Origin of the sequence: Pseudomonas sp. RGM 3321 (genome assembly GCF_022836805.1) — a bacterium.
Taxonomy (GTDB): domain Bacteria; phylum Pseudomonadota; class Gammaproteobacteria; order Pseudomonadales; family Pseudomonadaceae; genus Aquipseudomonas.
This window is the reverse complement of the sequence record NZ_JALHBH010000079.1, coordinates 1-21,204: the sequence shown is the minus strand read 5'-3', so window position 1 is coordinate 21,204 and position 21,204 is coordinate 1. Positions and strand designations below refer to the sequence as shown.

Below are 21,204 nucleotides of genomic sequence, written 5' to 3'. Positions count from 1 at the left end.
ATCAGCGCCCCGGCTCGTCATCCCAAAGAATTTTATGCAACTGCATCTGCAGGCGTACCGGCAGGTTGTCAGCCACGATCCAGTCCGCCAGATCACGGCCCTTGAGCTCGTGGTGACTGGCCGAGAACAGGACTTCGCCAGCACGACGATCAAGACCGTACTGGATCAGCTTGGAAACCGCCCAGTCATAATCCTCACGCGAGCAGATCACGAATTTGACCTGATCGTTCGCCGTCAGCAGCTCTATGTTCTCGTAGCGGTTACGCGAGACTTCTTTTGACCCTGGGGTCTTGAGGTCTACGACGCGACTGACACGAGGATCCACCGCCGAGATATCCAAAGCACCGCTGGTCTCCAGCGATACTTCATAGCCCGCGTCGCAAAGACGCTTCAGCAACGCAATGGCATTGGGCTGGGCGAGCGGTTCGCCCCCGGTGACGCAGACATAACGAGGGCGATAGGAAGCCACTTGTCCAAGGATGTCGTCCAGCGTCTGAATGGTGCCGCCGCTGAACGCGTAGGCACTGTCGCAGTACTGGCAGCGCAACGGGCAGCCGGTAAGGCGGACAAATACGGTGGGCAGGCCAGCCGTACGGGTTTCACCCTGCAACGAGTGAAAGATTTCGGTGATGCGTAATGTGTCTTGCATATCAGCCACGGGCGTAACAGCTAAACAGGCCGTCCGCCTCCGTCAGGCACTTCAAGGGACTCGCAATCGCGGAATCCAGAAAAGCGTAAGGTGTACCGGAATTTCGGGTGCGAGATTCTAACGAAAAAAGCCGCGACTAGCGCGGCTTTCTTGATCAGCGGGTCAGCACATCAAAGGCGCTGCAGATCTCGTTGCGCCAATTGTGCAGCCGAGGTGCCCGGATACTGGGCGACTACCTGCTGCAATATGCCTTTTACCTTGTCGGTGTGACCGAGACGACGCTCGACGTCAGCCAGCTTGTACAGCGAGTCAGGCACCTTGGCATGCTTCGGATACTGCTGACTGACCTTGGCGAACGCCTGACCGGCGCCCTGAAGGTCGCCTTTGGCCAGATTGACTTCACCCAGCCAGTATTGGGCATTGCCCGCATACGAACTGTTTGGGTATTTGCGCAGGAAAGCGGTGAAGGCCTGGCTGGCCTTGTCGAAATCCTTTGCCTTGATCAAATCGAAGGCGGCTTCGTAATAAAGCTTTTCCTTCGCCGGATCAGGAGGCTCGGTGCCTGCTGCCGGTGCCTGCTGAGCCGCTGGGGCCGAAGGCGTCCCGCCGGCGTCGATAGCGCCACCAGCAGGTTGGGAATTATTGGTAGCCGGAGCGGCTGCGCCACTTGCGCCACTGGCTATGCGTTTATCGAGTTCCTGATAACGCTCCAGAGCTTCCTGCTTCATGCGCTGGATGTCATTTTGCTGGACCTCGACAACACCGCGCAAACGCGCGATTTCGTCCTGCATTTGCTGCAATTGCATGAACAGCTGACCTTGTGCCGAGGCAGGGGCCGTAACCCCTCCCCCGGCATAGGCGCCGGACGTGCCATAACCCGCTGGCGGATAACTGCTGCTGCCAGAGCCAGAATTGTTATCGACCACAGGTGCCGCACCCAACGCTGAAAGCGGAAGGGCGAGGGCCAAAACGGTTAGAGCACGTCGGCACGTTCGCATGTCAAATTACTTACGCAGTTCGACGCGACGGTTTTGAGCCCAGGACTGCTCGTCGTTGCCGGTAGCAACTGGACGCTCTTCGCCGTAGGAAACCAGTTCCAGCTGAGCTGGGGAAACACCTTGCAGAACCAGGTAGCGTTGAACGGCTTTCGCACGACGCTCGCCCAGTGCCATGTTGTACTCGCGAGTACCACGTTCGTCGGTGTTACCTTCCAGAACAACGCGAGCGCCGTTAGCTTTCAGGTCTTTTGCGTGCACGTCCAGGGAGCGCATGGCTTCTGGCTTCAGGTCCGAACTGTCGTATTCGAAGTAGAAGGTGGTGATTGCGCGCAGAGCAGCTTCTTCGCTCAGGGAGCCGTCAACTGCACCAGTGTTGGCGCCGTAACCAGCGTTAGGGTCAACAGCACCGCCTGCACCGGCATTGTCGCCGCCTTTGGAAGAGCAACCTACAGCTACAGCCATGGCCAGAGCCAGCGCAGCAAATTTACCAAACTTCAGCATTTCCATCTTGAAACTCCTAATGAACCCCAGTGTGTTAAGCAAATCGTGTAGCGCCGCGTCAGTTCAGGTAAGGGGACCAGGAAGGTTCTCTGACTTCGCCTTGAGCGGTAGGAAGCGGGAGCCTTACGCGTCCATTAATGGACACGAGCATCAAGACTCCCCGGCCCTGCTGGCGGGTGGCGTAGATTACCATGGTGCCGTTGGGCGCAACAGTAGGCGACTCATCAAGGTTGCTATCTGTGAGGATTTTTACGCTACCGCGGGCCAAATCCTGCACTGCCACCTTGAAATTAGTGAAGCCGTCCTGCCGGTGAATCATTACCAGCGTCTTTTCATCCGCTGACAATTTCGGGTTGGCGTTGTAGTTACCCACGAACGTTACACGTTCGGCACCGCCGCCATTAATGTTTGTCTTGTAGATCTGTGGCTTGCCGCCACGGTCCGACGTGAAGTATAGCGTAGACCCGTCTTTTCCGAAGAAAGGTTCAGTATCAATCGAAGAATCATTGGTGACGCGGCTCAATTGGCGCGAAGCCAGATTGATTACGTAGATCTCCGGATTACCGTCCTTGGACAGAACGAATGCCAGCTTGCTGCCATCCGGCGACCATGCAGGCGCGCCATTCAGGCCTTCAAAGTTGGTGATCTGCTCACGGCGACCGGTATCGATGTGTTGAACAAAAATGCGCGGGCGCTTCTGCTCGAACGATACATAGGCAATACGCTTGCCGTCCGGCGCGAAACGTGGCGACAGGATTGGCTCACGCGATTGCAGCAGGGTTACTGCGCGAGCACCGTCGTAATCCGAACGCTGCAGGGTGTAACGCGTGTTGTTCTCGGAGAAACGTTCAGCCGTCACGTAAAGCATGCGGGTAGAAAACGCACCCTTGATGCCGGTGAGCTTCTCGAACGACTGGTCGGCAATGTAATGCGCCATGTCCCGCAGTTGATCGTTGGTACCCGACACGTTACCGGTCAGAACCTGTTGCTCGGTGGCCACGTTGAACAGCGCGTACTGGATCTGCAGACGTCCGCCGGCAGGCGTGATGTTGCCGACCATGACGTACTGGGCACCCAGCGCTTTCCAGTCACGGAAAATGACTTCACTGGCCTGAGTCGGCAAGCTGATCATGTTCTGCTTCGGGATCGGCGCGTAGTAGCCAGAGTTGCGCAGATCGTTGCTGACGATTTCCGCCATGTCTTCCGGCAGTACGTTACCGCCCTGCCATCCGAATGGCACAACAGCAATCGGTGCTGCACGGTCACTGCCGCTGGTGACCAGAATGTTCTTTTCTTCTGCCGACACCATTGCGGATGCGAAACAGAGAACGACCAGCAGTCCTCGAAAAAGGTTGATCACAAGGCTAGATCTCCAGGTGTGAATGTCATCTTGAATGAACGATAGGGAGCGAAGTCAGCCGGCTTCAGACCCTGCATTTCTGTCAAACGTCCAATGTTCTTCACCGCAGCAACCGCAGAGCTGTCGAACGGCCCGTCACCACTGGACTTGGCAATCGATACTGAAGCAATCGTACCGTCCGGCAACATGCCGATCTGCAACGTTACCGACATGTTGTTACGTGCCGATGGTGGACGACTCCAGCCTTCGGAAGCCCTGACACGAATCAGGTCATCGAAACTGCCAGCCGTTTCATCGCCCCGCTCGTCAGCCAAAGCCTGTTGCCGTTCCGGTTTATCGGACAGCAAATCGGCCAGTGCCTGCGCCTTCTTGTCTTCAGCGGATTTACGAGCTGCTTCCTGCGCCTTCTTGGCGGAATCTGCAGCGGCTTTTTTCTTCGCGTCCTCGGCAGCCTTTTTCTTGGCGTCTTCTGCGGCCTTTTTCTTGGCCTCATCAGCAGCCTGTTTCTTGGCTTCCTCGGCAGCAGCTTTCTTGGCGTCTTCCTCGGCTTTTTTCTTCGCCTCGTCTTCGGCTTTCTTCTTGGCTATATCAGCCAGCTGCTTCTCTTCAAGCTTTTTGGCATCGGCGACCTTCTTGGCTTCATCGGCTTTCTTGGCGTCGTCGGCCTTTTTGGCCTCTTCTGCTTTCTGTTCGGCCTTTTTGGCTTCGTCGGCGGCTTTCTGCTCTTCGGCTTTTTGAGCCGACTCTTCTTTCTTTTGTTCCGCAGCTTTTACAGCTTCCTGTTTGAGCTGCTCGATCTTTTTCTGCTCCAGCTGTTCGACTTCAGTTTGTCGCGCAGCGGTTTTCTTCGCCTCACCGGCAATCTTCTGGTTGGTCTGGGTAGTGGCCTGGCTCTTGGACTTGAGCTGATAGAGCGTTGCCTGAACGATAGGCTTGGCTTCGGGCAAATCCGGAGTCATGGCAAAACTGACGAACAGCATGCCGAAAATCAGAATATGCAATGCCACGGCCCAGACACTGGGCCAGAAGTAGCTTTCCGAGGCGGACGGCTCTCGAATCGGCTGCATCAGGGTGCCTCGGTAATCAAGCCAACATTCCCGACCCCAGCCTTCTGCAGCCCGCCCATCGTGCCCATGACCGAGCCGTAATCGACGGTCTTGTCACCACGAATGAAAACCTGCGTCTGCTTGCCTGCGTCACGACCGGCAGCGACGATCTTGGTCACGGCGGCAGTCAGTTGCGGCAGGGTCATTGCCTTGTCCATCTGCTTGTCGGTATCGACTTCGCTGCCAAGGTTCCAGTAATAGGTCTTGTCAGCCTTGATCGAAATGGTCAGGACCTGATTGTTGTTGTCTTGCGGCAAAGCCTCGCTGGAGACCTTGGGCAAGTCGACTTTCACGCCCTGGTTGATCATGGGAGCCGTCACCATGAAAATCACGAGCAACACCAGCATCACGTCGATGTAGGGCACTACGTTCATTTCGGCGACCGGCTTGCGTTTTCTGCGACGATCTCGAGCGATTAAAGCCATGGGGAATTACCTGCTCACTCTTCGCTGGTGTGCACTTTACGGTGCAGGATGGCCTGGAACTCGTCAGCGAACGTGTAGTAACGGCTGATCAAGGTCTCACTGCGCGCGGCGAAACGGTTGTAGGCAATAACGGCTGGGATGGCTGCGAACAGGCCGATGGCCGTTGCAATCAGTGCCTCGGCAATACCCGGTGCCACGGTGGCCAGCGTTGCCTGCTGGGCAGTCGCCAGACCGCGGAAGGAGTTCATGATCCCCCAGACAGTACCGAACAGACCGACGTACGGGCTGGTGGAACCCACGGTCGCCAGATACGGCAGACCTGCTTCGAGCTTTTCTTCCTCGCGGGAAATAGCCACACGCATGGCGCGCGCCACACCTTCCATGACCGCATCTGGATCGACACCGGACTGCTGACGCAGGCGGGAGAATTCCTTGAAACCGGCACGAAAGATCTGCTCGACGCCAGAGTCCGGATCGGGATTGCTGCCCGCCTGACGGTATAGTTTGGACAGATCGATACCCGACCAGAAACGCTCTTCAAAGCTGTCCAGTGCGCGCCGACCTGCGCGCAGCATATTGCTGCGCTGAAAAATCACGATCCACGAAGTGACCGAAGCAGCCACCAGAATCAGCATTACCAACTGAACAACAATGCTGGCATTGCTGACCAAACTCCACATGGAGGAATGGTCGACGACGTTAGCTTCCACGCTTTATCTCCTGCTCTGAATGTATGCCCGCGCCGCCCTGGTCGGCAAAGGCCGCTCGCAGAGCTTCGGGAATGGCCCGGGGTTTAAAACTATCGGCGCGTACACACGCCACCAGGAACTGCCCTTCACAGAGCAGCGTTGCATCCGACGCCCGCCTGATATGCTGTTGAAAGCGCAGGCTGACACGGTTCAATTCGGTTACTTCTGCACTGACAAGCAACTCGTCATCCAGCCGCGCGGGCTTGTGATAACGCGCGTCACTGGAGTGCACGACAAATAAAAGGTTTTCCTGCGCCAGTTCGGATTGGGCAAAGCCCAATTCCCGCAGCCGCTCGGTACGAGCCCGCTCCATGAATTTCAGATAATTGACGTAGTAGACGATGCCGCCGGCATCGGTGTCCTCGTAATAAACGCGACAGCGATGTGCGAACGACTGAACCCCGTTTTGCGCGCGCATACTCTAGAGCTTACTCCTCAGGTTGCCAATCGGGTCAGGCAACTGTTTTTCAACGTTTTGCCACTTATTACCGGTATCGGCGGCAGGACTGGCAATGTGACCACGCCAACCACAAATAAATTGCAAAGCATTGCTATAAATCCGCCGGATCATCGACCACATCGTCCGCCACCGGCATCTCCCCCATTCTGGAAGGGATATTCAGTCCGAAATGCAGATACGCATGACGGGTAACCACACGCCCGCGCGGAGTGCGCATGATATAGCCTTGCTGGATCAAATAGGGCTCGAGCACGTCCTCAATTGTGTGACGCTCCTCACTGATGGCCGCCGCAAGGCTATCGACGCCGACAGGCCCGCCATCGAACTTCTCGATCATGGTCAGCAGCAGACGCCGGTCCTGATGATCGAAGCCATGCTCGTCGACGTCCAGCAGATTCAAGGCCTTGTCGGCGGTCTGCCGGGTGATCTGCCCGTTACCGCGCACCTCGGCGAAATCCCGTACCCGACGCAGTAAACGGTTGGCGATCCGTGGCGTGCCACGGGCGCGCCTGGCGATCTCGAAAGCGCCTTGCGGCTCGATGACCAGCCCCAGAATGCCCGCCGAGCGCGACACGATCGTCGACAAGTCGGCAATATTATAAAACTCGAGCCGCTGAACGATCCCGAAACGATCACGTAATGGATTGGTCAGCATGCCCGCGCGCGTAGTCGCACCGACCAGAGTGAACGGTGGCAGATCAAGTTTGATAGAACGCGCGGCGGGACCTTCACCGATCATAATGTCGAGCTGGAAGTCTTCCATTGCCGGGTACAGCACTTCCTCGACGATCGGCGACAAACGATGGATCTCATCGATGAACAACACATCGTTGGGTTCAAGGTTGGTCAGGATTGCGGCCAGATCACCGGGCCGCTCGAGCACCGGCCCGGAGGTACTCTTGATCGACACACCCATTTCCTGAGCGATGATATTGGCCAGCGTGGTCTTGCCCAGACCGGGCGGCCCAAAGATCAATGTGTGATCCAGCGCCTCATTGCGGCCACGAGCAGCCTGGATGAACAGTTCCATCTGCTCGCGTACGGTCGGCTGGCCGATATAGTCCGCAAGGCTCAGTGGCCGAATCGCACGGTCCATCTGTTCATCACGATCACGGCCGCCAGCGGCGGTTATCAGACGGTCGGCGTCTATCACTTAACCCATCCCCTTCAACGCACGGCGAATCAGATCCGCACTGCTCAAATCTTTTTCCTTGATGGCGGAGACAGCCTTGCTCGCCTCCTGCGGCTTGTAACCCAGCGAGATCAGCGCGCTGACTGCATCGGATTCGGCCGATGCCACAGGCTCGGCCTGATTCGGACCATTGGAAACCAGCGTAAAGGTGCCTGGCAAGGATTCCCAGGCCTTGAACCGATCCTTGAGCTCGACCAGCAGACGCTCGGCAGTTTTCTTGCCTACGCCAGGAATACGAGTCAGCGCCGACGTGTCCTGCGCCTGAACGCAACGCACCAGCTCATCGACTTCCAGGCCGGACATCAACGCCAGCGCCAGCTTGGGGCCGACCCCGTTCAGTCGGATCAATTCACGAAACAGCTCGCGCTCGCGTTTTTCATAGAAGCCATACAGCAGATGCGCGTCCTCGCGGACCACCAGATGGGTGTGCAATGTCACTGTTTCGCCGACATGCGGCAACCGATACAGCGTCGTCATCGGCACTTCCAGCTCATAGCCGACACCATTGACATCCAACACCAGATGCGGAGGCTGTTTTTCGGCGAGAGAGCCGCGTAAACGTCCAATCACGTTTCAGATCCTTTCGTGTTGCCTGTCGCTTGCGCGAAGAAGAAATTGAACACAGTCATCATAAAGACACAGGTGCTCATGATGCAGTCACAGGCGCAAACGGCCGCCGCGGCTTCGCGCGGTGCTCAAGCCGTGAGGAATCAGGCTGGAGCGCGTGTGCGCATGACACAGCGCGATAGCCAGTGCGTCGGACGCGTCAATCTGAGGCTTCTGAGTCAGTTTGAGCAAATGCATGACCATCATCATCACCTGCTCTTTATTGGCACCGCCAGTCCCTGCTACGGCCTGTTTGACCTGAGTGGCAGTGTATTCGGCAATTTCCAGCGCCTCCTCGGCACCCGCCACAATGGCCGCGCCCCTGGCCTGCCCCAACTTCAGGGCTGAATCGGCGTTGCGCGCCATGAAAACCTTTTCGATGCCCATCGCCACCGGTCCGTAGGTCTTTATGACCTCCCGCACCCCGCGATAAACGATCTGCAAACGTTCGTGCAATTCACCACTGCCGGTACGAATGCACCCAGAAGCAACGTAGACACAACCACGCCCGGTGTCACGTACCACGCCATAGCCGGTAATTCGCGAACCGGGGTCGATACCAAGAATAAGAGTCATAACGCCTGCAGCTTGAGAAGGTGACGCAAAACAATAGGTGCAGCATAAAGGCAGAAGCCGGAGGCCGATAGCTGCGTGATGCTCACAGCTTCGCTCCCCCGGCTTCTGACTCAGTGTTACCTGTCGGCGATCAGCCCAGTTGCTCCATAACGTCGTCCGGAATTTCCGCGTTTGAATAGACGTTCTGCACGTCATCCAAGTCTTCAAGCATGTCGATCAGCTTGAGGACCTTCTCGGCGGTCTCCAGATCAAGCACTGCACTGGTTGTCGGCAACATGATGATTTCTGCGTCGGAAGCCTTGAAACCTGCCGCCTCAAGAGCGTTACGCACGGCATAGAACCCGGAGAACGACGTAAACACATCGATCGAGCCATCGTCGTTGGTCACGACATCATCCGCGTCAGCTTCCATGGCAGCCTCGATCAGGGAATCCTCATCGACGCCGGCAGCAAAGGAAATCTGGCCCTTGCGATCGAACAGGTAAGCCACAGAGCCGTCAGTACCGAGGTTGCCGCCACACTTGGTGAACGCATGACGAACGGCAGCGGCGGTACGATTACGGTTGTCAGTCATGGTTTCGACCATGATTGCCACACCGCCCGGGCCGTAGCCCTCGTAACCCAGCTCCTCGACATCATCACCGTCGGATGCCCCCACGCCTCGCGCGACAGCACGATCAATGGTGTCACGGGTCATGTTTGCACCAAGCGCCTTGTCCAGCGCCAGACGCAGACGCGGGTTGGAACCAGGATCGCCGCCGCCCTGACGCGCAGCGACGGTCAGCTCACGAATCCACTTGGTGAAAATCTTGCCTTTCTTGGCATCCTGACGCTCTTTGCGGTGCTTGATGTTCGCCCACTTAGAATGACCTGCCATTTTTCGCTCCAGATTCTTTTTGAAACACCTTCACCTTTCGCTCTGAACAACCGGGCAAAAAGCTTCACTCAATAAGGGCAGATACAGGGCGTATCGACGATACGCCCTGCCCGGCATCACTCGGCTTTTGGCTGCTCGCGCAGACGGATATGCAGCTCGCGCAACGCTTTGGCATCGACAACGCCAGGCGCCTGGGTCATGACATCGGCGGCACTCTGGGTTTTCGGGAACGCAATAACTTCACGAATCGATTGCGCGCCGGTCATCAGCATCACCAGACGGTCCAGACCAAACGCTAGACCACCGTGCGGCGGTGCGCCGTATTTCAAGGCGTCGAGCAGGAAGCCGAACTTCTCCTGCTGCTCGTCTTCGGCGATACCCAGCAGACGGAAGACCGCCTGTTGCATTTCCTTGCGGTGGATACGAATCGAACCGCCGCCCAGCTCGGTACCGTTAAGCACCATGTCGTAGGCACGCGACAGCGCCGTCGCCGGGTTGGCTTCCAACTCTTCGGGCGTGCACTTGGGTGCCGTGAAGGGATGGTGCAACGCGGTGAAGCTGCCGTCGTCGTTTTCTTCGAACATCGGAAAGTCGACGACCCACATCGGTGCCCACTCGCACGTGTGCAGCTTGAGGTCGTTACCGATCTTGATGCGCAGCGCGCCAAGGGCTTCGCTGACGATCTTGAACTTATCCGCGCCGAAGAAAACGATATCGCCATCGACCGCACCCACGCGATCGAGGATGACGTTCAGGTTGTCTTCCGGGATGAACTTGACGATCGGCGACTGCAAGCCTTCCGGCCCCTTCGCGCGCTCGTTGACCTTGATGTAGGCCAAGCCTTTGGCACCATAGATGCTGACGAATTTGGTGTAGTCGTCGATCTGGCTACGCGCCATGCTGGCAGCGCCCGGCACACGCAGTGCGGCAACGCGTCCCTTGGGGTCGTTGGCCGGGCCGCTGAACACCTTGAACTCGACACCGGTAAGCTGATCGGCAACATCCACCAGTTCCAGCGGGTTACGCAGGTCTGGCTTGTCGGAGCCGTAGCGGCGCATGGCCTCTTCGAAGGTCATGTGCGGGAAATCACCGAACTCCAGGTCCAGAACTTCCTTGAACAGCTGACGAACCATCTTCTCGGTCAGACCGATGATGTCCTCTTCATTGAGGAAACTTGTCTCGATGTCGATCTGGGTGAATTCCGGCTGACGGTCGGCACGCAGGTCTTCGTCGCGGAAGCACTTGGCGATCTGATAGTAGCGGTCAAAGCCAGCCACCATCAGCAATTGCTTGAACAACTGAGGCGACTGCGGAAGGGCGAAAAAGCTGCCCGGGTGTGTGCGACTTGGAACCAGATAGTCGCGAGCACCTTCCGGCGTGGCGCGGGTCAGGATCGGCGTCTCGACGTCGAGAAAGCCGTTGTCATCCAGATAGCGGCGGATGCTGGTGGTGATGCGCGAACGCAGACGCAGCTTTTCGGCCATTTCCGGACGGCGCAGGTCGATGAAGCGATAACGCAGGCGTGTTTCCTCGCCTACATCAGAATATTCATTCAGTGGGAATGGCGGAGTCTCGGACTCGTTCAGCACTTCGAGTTCGTAACCCAGAACCTCGATGGCGCCAGACGCCATGTTCGCGTTCACGGCACCTGCCGGACGAGCACGAACCTTGCCCACGACCTTGACCACGTACTCGCTGCGCACGCGGTCGGCGGCGGCGAAACTGTCGGCACGATCAGGGTCGAACACGACTTGAGCCATGCCTTCACGGTCGCGGATATCGAGGAAGATAACGCCTCCGTGGTCACGACGACGGTGGACCCATCCGCAAAGGGTAATTTCCTGGCCTTCCAGACTCTCGTTCAGTTGGCCGCAATAATGGCTGCGCATCATGATGGTGTTTTCACTTCTCGTAATTCGAATTCGGTGGCGCTTTCGCTCCTGGCTTGCGCTCAGTGGTACACGGCACCGGCACAAGACTAAAGCCAGCCCTGGCCCACGCAGAGTCACGCCCGCTAGCAAGACGGAGGATTATATAGAGTTAATTGGCACCGTGCAGCCGAACGAACCTATCACGGCCGGATAAGTTCGTGACCGCCCCGCGCAGCCGAGCAGCTCAGTCGCGCTACGAGGGAAACGCAGGCACGCCGAAGCGGGCCTGCAGGAATGAGGATAAAGAACACTCTAGACGTGGGCATTTTCCACGCGATCGTGCTTCAACAGATGCGCAACACAGACAACGCGAATCAGACCGCTGAAATTCTTTACGCCCCCATGCCGTAAGTGAACCTCTCGATCAATGTAGGACAATACCGCGTTAACAGAACACTCATTGGAACTTGCAATGCCTGACAGAATGTTCCAGTACACGTTCTCCAGGCGCAGGCAAGTGGCCAGACCATTGAGCCGAACGGATTTGGAATGAGGCTGCGCCAGCGTCATGTTGAAATCCTCGACAAAGGGGTCATGGCGTATTTCCACCTCCCGATGTAACAACTTAAGCTCTCGCTCAGCATTTCGTAACATCATAACGATCACCTTCGAATCATAAACTTTTAACATTGAAAGAAATATTCAAAAACAAATAAATGCCCCGATGTATAAAACATGATTCGAGATTTTATATCCAGCCGCTCTAATACTTTATCACTGTAGGAGATGGCTACAGAAATCAGCGGAATATCGTTTAACCCTGAAAGGATAATGAATGAGGGCAAGGGAGATGGCTGGATGATATGCGTGATAACAGGCGACGACTAAGCCTTCATGTGCCTGAACGCTCCGGCAGCGAGGGCCGAAAAGGCAAGGGGCAGGCACTGCCTGCAAGGCAACACATGAAGAACAGGCGAGTGACGCTGAACGTCACTCGCCCAGGTCGTTATTTCGACTCAAGCATCGAGCGCAACATCCAGGCGGTTTTCTCATGCACCTGCATGCGTTGCGTCAGCAGATCAGCTGTCGGCTCGTCACTCACCTTGTCAAGAAGAGGAAAGATACTACGCGCAGTACGGACAACGGCCTCTTGACCCTGAACCAGACTTTTGATCATATCTTCAGCACTTGGCACGCCCTCTTCTTCCTTGATGGAAGACAGGCGAGCATACGTCGAATAAGTGCCAGGAGCAGGGAAGCCCAACGCACGAATACGCTCGGCGATAGAGTCAACCGCCAGTGCCAGTTCGTTATACTGTTCTTCAAACATCAAATGCAGCGTGCGAAACATCGGCCCGCTGACATTCCAGTGAAAGTTGTGAGTCTTGAGGTAAAGCACATAAGTATCCGACAGCAGATGCGACAGACCGTCCACGATCGATTTGCGATCCTCTTCACTGATACCAATATCGATTGCCATGTTTCATGCCCTTTTAGTGAGGATTGAAAAGCAGTAAAGACCACTACTCTATCAAGAGAACCCGAATGGCGCAGCTTTCCGTTGGGTCGATGCCGCCAGCCGGCAACGACTCATGGACATACCAGAGTGCTTTGCGACGCGTCACAACAGGTGCCACGGACAGAAAATCCCCTGCACTTCCTCAAAAGTCATCAGCAAAACCAGCCTGAACGCTCTGTTTCAACCCCTGCAGCGGCGCGAGCTATCAAAGCAGGGCGAGCAGGAGGGCCGTTATTGATTGCTGATTTGAGTAGCATCAGGCTTTGCTGTTAAATACACGGCGTGTCGCCAACGAGTTGCCATTCAGCGTTGGCGCATAGGCTGGCCCTGCGCCCGTGCATCACGCCTCATCTTGTTCAGAAGCGTACCGGGCGTTACCAGCTATTTCTTGTAATCCTTCTGCATGTGAGCTTTTTAAAATGTTGAAAATCGTCCATCTGGTAACGGGAGCAGCAGCCCTGTTGCTCTCTTTCATACCTAGCCTGCGTAGTGAAGCGGTCTCTCTCTACCTGCAAAACCCTGACGCAATCTGCCTGGCATTCCTCGGGCTGCTTAACCTGATACTCGCTCCGGTGATCCCTTACTGGAATCGAGGCCCACGTCATAATCTGCAAAATCTGGTCAGTGCTCTGCTTGTCATTGCGGTAATCGTACAAACGCTGACCTTGCTTGTTCCTCTGCCCGGCATCGCAGGTCAACCGGCAATTCTGGTTAGCCTGAGCATCGCCATCGTGGCCGTCGCCTTGCACCTGGGCGTCAGCTTTTACAGGTCTTACACTCCATCCTCCGCACCTCAAAACCACGACATGGGAAATCGTGATACTGGCACCGTAAAGTGGTTCAACACCTCCAAGGGCTTCGGCTTTATCTCCCGGGATTCCGGCGACGATATTTTTGTGCATTTTCGTGCCATTCGCGGCGAAGGCCATCGCGTACTGGTCGAAGGCCAACGCGTCGAGTTTTCCGTGATGAACCGCGACAAAGGCCTGCAGGCCGAGGACGTTATTGCAGCCCTGCCCCGCCGCTGATTTTTTTCGGGCGACAAAAAACCGCGACGTTCCAACGAAAGTCGCGGTTTTTTTATGGCAACAGATCAATAGTGAGGTGGCGGCGCGTCTTCCTCGAAGGTATCGAACTGACTGCCCATCTCCTCCTGACGCTTGATCATTGCTGCCATCTGCTGCTGTAGATGATCAAACTCGCGCCGCTGCTTTACCAGCACATCATTGAGTGCCTGAATCGTATCGTCCTGAAAAGCCATACGGCTTTCCAGCTCCATGACTCGCTCTTCAAGGCTCATGACTGCTCCTCCTCAAATCGAAAATCATTCGTCAATACTGGCCTGAGCTGCCGGCAGATTGCCGAGAACTGCTCGTCGGTGTAAACGACTGCAGCATGCTTGCCCCAGACGGGCGCAGGCCAGGCCGCATCGTCACGATTGCGCACAATTACGTGCATGTGCAACTGACTGACCACGTTGCCCAAGGCAGCAATGTTGATTTTATCCGCATCGAACACCTCTTTCAGCACCTTGGCCAGAAAACTGGTCTCCTGCCATAGCTGCAACTGATCTGCAGCGCTCAACTGAAACACCTCAGTGATATCAGCCCGACGCGGTACCAGAATGAACCACGGGTAATGACTGTCATTGGAGAGCAGCAACCGGCACAGCGGAAAGTCGCCAATGGGCAAGGTGTCTTGTTGAAGACGAGAATCCAGAACGAACACGATAAAAAGCTCCTGACTGCCAGGTGAATGTACCTGCCCTATCGGTAACAGGGTGCTGCGAGGTCCGCAGGATACTAGGGATCGCAAGACGCTTCACCTGCGCGCCGCCATGCGCACCAGAATGAGTCCGACATAACGGTGACCGCACCGATTTGACGCTCGCTAATGTCGCAGAACCGCCAACCATGAATTCATGCATTGAAACGCCGCCTGACAATTGCCTGCTTCAGGTACATGAAAATGAAACAGCCCTGGCCTCACCATGGTGCCCAACCAGAGCATTGCTCCAGGTTCAGGCGAGCCGGGCACGCACTGCACCAAAATCACACACTGCTGTTGCGACAACAACACAACGCATTCGTTTTCTACTCAAAGGGAGCTGATTCGGGTAACGCTTTTGCGAGAAAGAACCGTCCCCAACCATGACACGTAAAATCCATCGATATTTTTACAAAATTGAAATATCTATAAAAATCATATAGATGAACAAAAAAAGCGATGCTGATTCTGATTTTTCACAAAATTTTTTCATTTTCGGAAATTTTGTGCACGCTTGTTGCTTTATGACCCATATGATCACGCCACCCCCGGCGGAAAACGAGGGTGACAGCATCAAGGGAAACAAGGCTCGCGACCTTGGGGGACGTGTTTGGCAGACTGCGTATTGATCCATTCGATCAAGCACAGATGCCACTACGGGCTAGCCTGGCGCCATGTCGTAAAGAATCTGAAAGGATAGAGCTGTACCTATAGCAACCAGCGTCAGCGTGATATAGATTCCGCCGACCAAAAATAGAAAGAGCCGCCCAGATAAAAAAACAGGTGGACGGCAAAAATCTTCTAAAAACCAAAGGAGCAATCACGATGAGAGTGATGAAGTGGAGCGCAATCGCACTGGCCGTTACGGCAGCCAGCACCCAACTGGCAACAGCGGCACCTTTCGTCAGCGATCAGGCTGATGCCAAGGGCTTTGTGGAAGGCAGCACGCTTGACCTGAAGTTGCGCAATTACTACTACAACCGTGACAGAAAGAATAATCCCGCTCCGGGCGGCCGTAGCGATAAAGACTGGACCCAGGGCATCTGGGCCAACTTCAGCACTGGCTACACCCAAGGCACTATAGGTGTCGCCGCCGAGGCCTTCGGTTACGGTGCCCTCAGACTCTGGGGTCCAGACAAGTATTCGGGCTCGGGCAACCTGGTTACCGACTCCAATGGCGACAATGAAGCAACGCAAGGTAAATTTGGCGGCGCAGTGAAATTCCGCGTTTCGAAGACAGAGCTGAAAGTGGGCGACATGCAGCCGACCAGCCCTGTATTCGCAGTTGGCGGTTCGCGCATACTGCCTCAGACCGCTAGCGGCCTGAGCCTGCAGAGCAGCGAAATTGCCGGTCTTGACCTTGAAGCTGGACATTTCTACTCAGGCACAAGCCAGGATGACACCAGCCACAACGGTAGCATCTGGGCAACCTACGCCAATGGGTTTAACGGCCTGAAAGCCAATAGCGCGGATTTCCTGGGCGGTAAATACGCAATAACCGACGGCCTGGGCGTAGCTTTTTACGCAGCCAAGCTCGAAGATATCTGGGATCAGTACTACGGCAACGTGAACTACGCGCTGCCTCTGGGCAATGATCAGTCTTTGGCGTTTGACGTCAATTTGTATCGCACGCTTGACGAAGGTAGCGCTAAAGCCGGGTCGATCAACAACACCACCTACTCAGCTTCGGCAGCCTATTCATTCTTGGCGGCACACACTGTTACTGTCGCTTACCAGAAGGTCGACGGTGATACTCCGTTCGACTATATCGGCATCGGCGACAACAACCGTGGCGGCGACTCGATTTTCCTGGCCAACTCTGTTCAGTACTCTGACTTCAACGGCCCGGGCGAGAAATCGTGGCAAGTGCGCTACGACCTGAACATGACGCCTTACGGCGTTCCAGGCCTTAGCTTCATGACCCGCTACCTGAACGGTGACAACATTGATGGCACCAAGGTAGATGCATCAAGCCTTTATGCCAATATGTACGGGGCTAACGGCAAACACCACGAAACCAACCTTGAAGCTAAATATGTTGTACAGAATGGCCCGGCGAAAGACCTGTCCTTCCGTATGCGTCAAGCTTGGCACCGTGGCAACGATGCTCAGGCAGATGGCGACGTCAACGAGTTCCGCCTGATTGTCGATTACCCGATCTCGATCCTGTAATCGCAGCTCAGTACTCGTTAATAGAAGAAGCCCGGCACATGCCGGGCTTTTTCATGCCCCCAAGAAAGCACTCCAACGCCACCTGCAAGCCAGCCCCGCCCTGTACGCGACCGGCACACCGCCGTACAATGCCAGGCCATTTCCTGTCTCAGCAACCGACAACGGCCAACCATGCGCACCAGTCAATTTTTGCTCGCCACACAGAAAGAAACCCCTTCCGATGCGGTCGTGGTCAGCCATCAGCTGATGCTGCGCGCTGGCATGATTCGTAAACTGGCATCCGGTCTTTACACCTGGCTGCCCATGGGCCTGCGTGTGCTGCGCAAGGTCGAAGCCATTGTTCGTGAAGAAATGGACGCCGCTGGCGCACTCGAAATTCTGATGCCCGGCATTCAGCCTGCAGAACTCTGGCAGGAATCCGGTCGCTGGGAACAATACGGTCCGGAGCTGATGCGTCTGGTCGACCGCCACAATCGTGAGTTCTGCCTGGGCCCGACCCACGAAGAAGTCATCACCGATCTGGCACGCAATGAGCTCAACAGCTATAAACAGCTGCCGATCAACATGTACCAGATCCAGACCAAATTCCGTGACGAAATCCGTCCACGCTTCGGCCTGATGCGCGGGCGCGAGTTCGTCATGAAAGACGCCTACTCGTTCCACGCTGACCACGCCTCGCTGCAGGTCACCTACGACCGCATGCACCTGGCGTACAGCAACATCTTCACCCGCCTGGGCCTCAAATTCCGCCCGGTCGAAGCTGACAACGGCTCGATTGGCGGCGCAGGCTCGCACGAGTTCCACGTGCTGGCCGAATCCGGCGAAGACGATATCGTGTTCAGCGATGGCTCCGATTACGCAGCCAACATCGAAAAAGCCGAAGCAGTACCTCGTGAGACGACTCGTCCGGCCGCTACTGAAGAATTGCGTCTGATCGACACTCCAAACGCCAAAACCATCGCTCAGTTGGTCGAAGGTTTCGATTTGCCGATCGAGAAAACCGTCAAGACGCTGGTGGTCCATGCTGCCGAAGAAGGCAAGCTGATTGCACTGATCATCCGCGGCGATCACGAGCTCAACGAAATCAAGGCCAGCCAGCTTGAACAGGTTGCCAGCCCGTTGGTGATGGCTTCAGAAGCCGAACTGCGTGATGCCATCGGTGCAGGCGCAGGCTCGCTGGGTCCGTTGAATCTGCCGCTGCCGTGCATCATCGACCGCTCGGTCGAGCTGATGAGCGACTTCAGCGTCGGCGCCAATATCGATGACAAACACTATTTCGGCGTCAACTGGGAACGCGACCTGCCGGTTCCGACCGTCGCAGACCTGCGTAATGTTGTTGCGGGCGATCCAAGCCCGGACGGCAAGGGCACGCTGGAAATCAAGCGCGGCATCGAAGTGGGCCACATCTTCCAGCTGGGCACCAAGTACAGCGAAGCGATGAAGTGCCAGGTGCTGGGGGAAAACGGCAAGCCGGTCAATCTGGCGATGGGTTGCTACGGCATCGGCGTTTCCCGCGTGGTTGCCGCCGCCATCGAACAGAACAGCGACGAAAACGGCATTATCTGGAACGATACTCTGGCACCTTTCCAGATCGCCCTGATCCCGCTGCGCTACGAGACAGAAGCAGTTCGTGAAGCGACAGACAAACTGTATGCCGAGCTGACTGCCGCAGGCTTCGAGGTATTGCTCGATGACCGCGACAAGAAAACCAGCCCCGGCATCAAGTTCGCCGACATGGAACTGATCGGTATTCCGCATCGCATAGTGGTCAGTGACCGTGGTCTGGCCGAAGGCAATCTGGAATACAAGAGCCGTACCGAGTCGCAACCGCAAGCCATTGCAGTCGCGGATGTGCTGTCGTTCATCCAGGGCAAAGTGAACCGCTGAGTCAAAAGGCGCACCTGTTCGCAGGTGCGCCGCTCGTCACTCGCCCAATCCGCATCAGAGATCCCATGCTCAAACGAAGCACCTTAAGCCTCGGCAGCGCCGTCCTGTGCGGCTCGTTTCTCGTCGGCGGCTGTGCCAATCAGCTATCACAACGCAGTGAGCACGAGGAGCGCGTCGAACGCAAACTGCTCGAACACACATTGCAAGTCGATATCGGTGAACCCAAAACGCTGGAGTTACCGCAACGCCGCGTGCGGATTCACGAGCACAAATCGTTCGAAGTCACCGATTTTGAAGTCACCCGCCACTATGACCGCTATACGCCTTACCAGCCCTGGCGGGAGATCTACGAGATCCCGCTCGGCGCGGTCGCTGTTGTAGCAGGCGTCGGGGCGAATGTGGTCAACGTCTTTACATTGGGCAATTTGCCGGAAAGCATGACCCGGGACTGGATTCACTACGGCGTGGCAGGTCTGAACCCGTTCATGAACGCCCCCTCTCACGGGCGCGCCCAGCAGAATCTGGCAAGCATTGACGAAGTCCAGAAAGACAAGCGGATAGAGAACTCCACGCTGCCGTGGAATGAACGCCCGGTGATGGTCAAGGCCGGTAACGAAACTCATGAAATGAGCACCGACCGCAACGGCATTCTGCGTCTGAACCTGTTGGACAGTCCTTTTGCCGAACAGGACCTGAGCCGTATCACGCGCATTTATATCAATGTCGAAGACGACCAGGACAGCGCTCACGCGAACGCCAGCTTGCCAATCAGCCACTCTCTGCGCGGCAAGCTGCTGGAAGCCCACGCGCTGATATACGACGATCTGGAAGATGACGAAGTCAGCCAATGGGTACATCGCGTCAAACGCCTTTCTGATCTGGGACTGGAAGAAGAAGCCAGCGAGCTTGAACAGAGCCTGATTGAACTGACGCGCAACGATCCGCAGTTGCAGGGTGAGTTTCTCAAATCACTCGCCAGGGACGCTGGTCGTCTGGTCGCCGTTCCCGCCCAGAGCCAGTAATGAGAAAGGCTGCGGTATGTAACCGCAGCCGACCATTTCATTATTGCGAGAACAATTCCAATTGTTCATGAGCTGCACGTAAGTCGTGCAGGCGCACACCTATACCCAGAAGCCGAACCGGCTTGCCCCCCCTGGCAAACGCCTGCGCCAGCAACTGCTCGTAACTGCCCAGATCCCTTCCGGCTCCGGACTGCTCCAGAGTCGTCTGGGTGAAGTCGTGAAACTTCACTTTGACGAAGGGCTTGCCGGGCCGGTACTGCCCTTCCATTCTCGCCATCCGGTTACCGAGGGTCTCCAGCAGGGCGGGCAGCTTTTCCAGGCAGGCAGCCAGATCAGGCAGATCCGTGTCGTAGGTATTTTCTACGCTGACTGACTGACGTCGACTGTCATTCTGCACGGGACGGTCATCTATTCCATGCGCCAGACTCCAGAGACGCTCACCAAAGCTGCCGAACTCACGGACCAGTGCAAGCTTGCTGCGGCTTCGCAGGTCGGCACAGTCGACGATGCCCTGCCGTCCCAGCTTGTCTGCGGTGACTTTCCCGACGCCGTGGAGTTTGGTAACAGGCAAAGAAGCGACGAAATCCTCGACCTGATCCGGAGTGATGACAAACAAACCGTTGGGCTTCTTCCAGTCGCTGGCGATCTTGGCCAGAAATTTGTTCGGCGCGACGCCCGCCGAAACCGTGATATGCAGCTGATTCGAGACCCGGCGCCGGATGTCCTGGGCGATGCGCGTGGCGCTACCGGAAAAGTGCCCGGCATCCGATACGTCGAGGAACGCCTCATCCAGAGACAAAGGCTCTATAAGGTCGGTGTAATCCCGGAATATCGTATGGATTTCCCGTGACGCCTCTTTATAGGCCTCCATGCGCGGCTTGACGATGGTCAGGTCCGGGCAGAGCTTGAGCGCATGTCGGGATGACATGGCTGAACGCACTCCATACGCGCGCGCCTCATAGTTACAGGTCGCAATCACCCCGCGCCGCTCTGCAGAGCCGCCCACCGCCAGCGGCTTGCCAGCGAGTTCGGGCTCGTCACGCATTTCAATGGCTGCATAAAAGCAGTCACAGTCGATATGGATGATTTTGCGCTGCGTCATGACCTGATGGGATTTTGCAATCAATGGCTGAGCAGTATCTCATTCGTACCGGCAAGTAACATCCAGTGATGCGAAAGGTCGCCATGAAAAGCAGTGAAAAGTCCCTGACGCATGGTCGAAAAAGCCGCGGAGCCCCGCCATACAGGCGTCAAAGCCGAAAAAACACATAAGTGGCGGCGCTAACCAATTGAAGAAAAAGCACTTTTTTAAAACTAACCATTGACACCTCGCCATCTCTCTGTAGAATGCCGCCACACAGACGCGGGATGGAGCAGTCTGGTAGCTCGTCGGGCTCATAACCCGAAGGTCGTCGGTTCAAATCCGGCTCCCGCAACCAAACATCAAGAAAGGCTACTCGAAAGAGT

22 protein-coding genes and 1 tRNA gene are annotated in these 21,204 nt (G+C 56.2%); 5 read left to right on the top strand and 18 right to left on the bottom strand.

Features of this window, described 5'->3' with window-relative positions; translation table 11 throughout:
- Window position 1: 1 nt before the first annotated feature.
- From queE to RGM3321_RS01375, 15 genes are all read right to left on the bottom strand, one after another.
- Window positions 2-649, bottom strand: coding sequence for a 7-carboxy-7-deazaguanine synthase QueE (queE, locus tag RGM3321_RS01445; RefSeq protein WP_003422118.1), 648 nt, complete (start codon window positions 647-649; stop codon window positions 2-4).
- A 170-nt stretch (window positions 650-819) separates the two neighbouring features.
- On the bottom strand, window positions 820-1,647 hold the full coding sequence (gene ybgF / locus RGM3321_RS01440) for a tol-pal system protein YbgF (RefSeq protein ID WP_244391246.1): 828 nt from the start codon (window positions 1,645-1,647) through the stop codon (window positions 820-822).
- A gap of 6 nt (window positions 1,648-1,653) precedes the next feature.
- A complete protein-coding gene (pal, locus tag RGM3321_RS01435; RefSeq protein ID WP_002554651.1) occupies window positions 1,654-2,154 on the bottom strand; it encodes a peptidoglycan-associated lipoprotein Pal in 501 nt (166 codons plus the stop codon).
- A gap of 52 nt (window positions 2,155-2,206) precedes the next feature.
- On the bottom strand, window positions 2,207-3,457 hold the full coding sequence (gene tolB / locus RGM3321_RS01430) for a Tol-Pal system beta propeller repeat protein TolB (protein ID WP_216597196.1): 1,251 nt from the start codon (window positions 3,455-3,457) through the stop codon (window positions 2,207-2,209).
- Between the two features lie 47 nt (window positions 3,458-3,504).
- Entirely contained in the window at window positions 3,505-4,575 is a 1,071-nt protein-coding gene (gene tolA, locus RGM3321_RS01425) for a cell envelope integrity protein TolA (protein WP_054984756.1), read from the bottom strand.
- A complete protein-coding gene (tolR, locus tag RGM3321_RS01420) occupies window positions 4,575-5,030 on the bottom strand; it encodes a protein TolR (RefSeq protein WP_161420636.1) in 456 nt (151 codons plus the stop codon). Before tolR ends, tolA begins: the two co-directional genes overlap by 1 nt.
- A gap of 23 nt (window positions 5,031-5,053) precedes the next feature.
- A complete protein-coding gene (tolQ, locus tag RGM3321_RS01415; RefSeq protein WP_002554655.1) occupies window positions 5,054-5,749 on the bottom strand; it encodes a protein TolQ in 696 nt (231 codons plus the stop codon).
- Window positions 5,739-6,206 carry a tol-pal system-associated acyl-CoA thioesterase gene (gene ybgC, locus RGM3321_RS01410; RefSeq protein WP_244391245.1) on the bottom strand — a complete coding sequence of 156 codons (468 nt, stop codon included), beginning with the start codon at window positions 6,204-6,206 and terminating at the stop codon, window positions 5,739-5,741. The genes tolQ and ybgC overlap by 11 nt, the downstream gene beginning before the upstream one ends.
- Window positions 6,207-6,339: 133 nt before the next feature.
- Window positions 6,340-7,401 carry a Holliday junction branch migration DNA helicase RuvB gene (ruvB, locus tag RGM3321_RS01405; RefSeq protein WP_002554657.1) on the bottom strand — a complete coding sequence of 354 codons (1,062 nt, stop codon included), beginning with the start codon at window positions 7,399-7,401 and terminating at the stop codon, window positions 6,340-6,342.
- Window positions 7,402-8,010, bottom strand: a complete 609-nt coding sequence (gene ruvA / locus RGM3321_RS01400) for a Holliday junction branch migration protein RuvA (RefSeq protein ID WP_004657901.1) — start codon at window positions 8,008-8,010, stop codon at window positions 7,402-7,404. It abuts the gene before it with no gap.
- Window positions 8,011-8,097: 87 nt separating this feature from the next.
- Window positions 8,098-8,622 (bottom strand): crossover junction endodeoxyribonuclease RuvC, encoded by a 525-nt coding sequence (ruvC, locus tag RGM3321_RS01395; protein ID WP_244391244.1) that lies wholly within the window; start codon window positions 8,620-8,622, stop codon window positions 8,098-8,100.
- A 130-nt stretch (window positions 8,623-8,752) separates the two neighbouring features.
- Complete coding sequence (locus RGM3321_RS01390) at window positions 8,753-9,499, bottom strand: YebC/PmpR family DNA-binding transcriptional regulator (protein WP_244391243.1); 747 nt, start codon at window positions 9,497-9,499, stop codon at window positions 8,753-8,755.
- 116 nt (window positions 9,500-9,615) lie between these two features.
- Window positions 9,616-11,391, bottom strand: a complete 1,776-nt coding sequence (gene aspS, locus RGM3321_RS01385; RefSeq protein WP_002554661.1) for an aspartate--tRNA ligase — start codon at window positions 11,389-11,391, stop codon at window positions 9,616-9,618.
- Window positions 11,392-11,682: 291 nt separating this feature from the next.
- Entirely contained in the window at window positions 11,683-12,027 is a 345-nt protein-coding gene (locus tag RGM3321_RS01380) for a ribbon-helix-helix domain-containing protein (RefSeq protein ID WP_244391242.1), read from the bottom strand.
- A gap of 349 nt (window positions 12,028-12,376) precedes the next feature.
- Window positions 12,377-12,850, bottom strand: a complete 474-nt coding sequence (locus tag RGM3321_RS01375; RefSeq protein WP_003314356.1) for a Dps family protein — start codon at window positions 12,848-12,850, stop codon at window positions 12,377-12,379.
- A 458-nt stretch (window positions 12,851-13,308) separates the two neighbouring features.
- Here RGM3321_RS01375 and RGM3321_RS28345 point away from each other — a divergent pair, with 458 nt between their 5' ends.
- Window positions 13,309-13,917, top strand: coding sequence for a cold-shock protein (locus RGM3321_RS28345; protein WP_002554664.1), 609 nt, complete (start codon window positions 13,309-13,311; stop codon window positions 13,915-13,917).
- A gap of 65 nt (window positions 13,918-13,982) precedes the next feature.
- Here RGM3321_RS28345 and RGM3321_RS01365 read toward each other — a convergent pair whose 3' ends face one another.
- Together RGM3321_RS01365 and RGM3321_RS01360 are read right to left on the bottom strand one after the other, a co-directional pair.
- Entirely contained in the window at window positions 13,983-14,189 is a 207-nt protein-coding gene (locus RGM3321_RS01365) for a SlyX family protein (protein ID WP_003378977.1), read from the bottom strand.
- Window positions 14,186-14,617 carry an HIT domain-containing protein gene (locus tag RGM3321_RS01360; RefSeq protein ID WP_244391241.1) on the bottom strand — a complete coding sequence of 144 codons (432 nt, stop codon included), beginning with the start codon at window positions 14,615-14,617 and terminating at the stop codon, window positions 14,186-14,188. The genes RGM3321_RS01365 and RGM3321_RS01360 overlap by 4 nt, the downstream gene beginning before the upstream one ends.
- An 864-nt stretch (window positions 14,618-15,481) precedes the next feature.
- Between RGM3321_RS01360 and RGM3321_RS01355 the strand changes: the two genes are divergently transcribed.
- The 3 genes from RGM3321_RS01355 to RGM3321_RS01345 all read left to right on the top strand — a co-directional run bounded on the left by RGM3321_RS01355 (window position 15,482) and on the right by RGM3321_RS01345 (window position 19,737).
- Window positions 15,482-16,828 carry an OprD family porin gene (locus RGM3321_RS01355; RefSeq protein WP_244391240.1) on the top strand — a complete coding sequence of 449 codons (1,347 nt, stop codon included), beginning with the start codon at window positions 15,482-15,484 and terminating at the stop codon, window positions 16,826-16,828.
- 171 nt (window positions 16,829-16,999) lie between these two features.
- Window positions 17,000-18,715: a proline--tRNA ligase gene (locus RGM3321_RS01350; protein WP_244391239.1), complete on the top strand. Its 1,716-nt coding sequence runs from the start codon at window positions 17,000-17,002 to the stop codon at window positions 18,713-18,715.
- A gap of 65 nt (window positions 18,716-18,780) precedes the next feature.
- The gene (locus RGM3321_RS01345) at window positions 18,781-19,737 is read left to right on the top strand and encodes a hypothetical protein (RefSeq protein ID WP_244391238.1); all 957 of its coding nucleotides are present in this window, start codon (window positions 18,781-18,783) and stop codon (window positions 19,735-19,737) included.
- Window positions 19,738-19,777: 40 nt separating this feature from the next.
- Here RGM3321_RS01345 and dinB read toward each other — a convergent pair whose 3' ends face one another.
- Window positions 19,778-20,839: a DNA polymerase IV gene (dinB, locus tag RGM3321_RS01340; RefSeq protein ID WP_244391237.1), complete on the bottom strand. Its 1,062-nt coding sequence runs from the start codon at window positions 20,837-20,839 to the stop codon at window positions 19,778-19,780.
- Between the two features lie 260 nt (window positions 20,840-21,099).
- Between dinB and RGM3321_RS01335 the strand changes: the two genes are divergently transcribed.
- Window positions 21,100-21,176 (top strand) — tRNA-Met (locus tag RGM3321_RS01335).
- Window positions 21,177-21,204 lie beyond the last annotated feature (28 nt).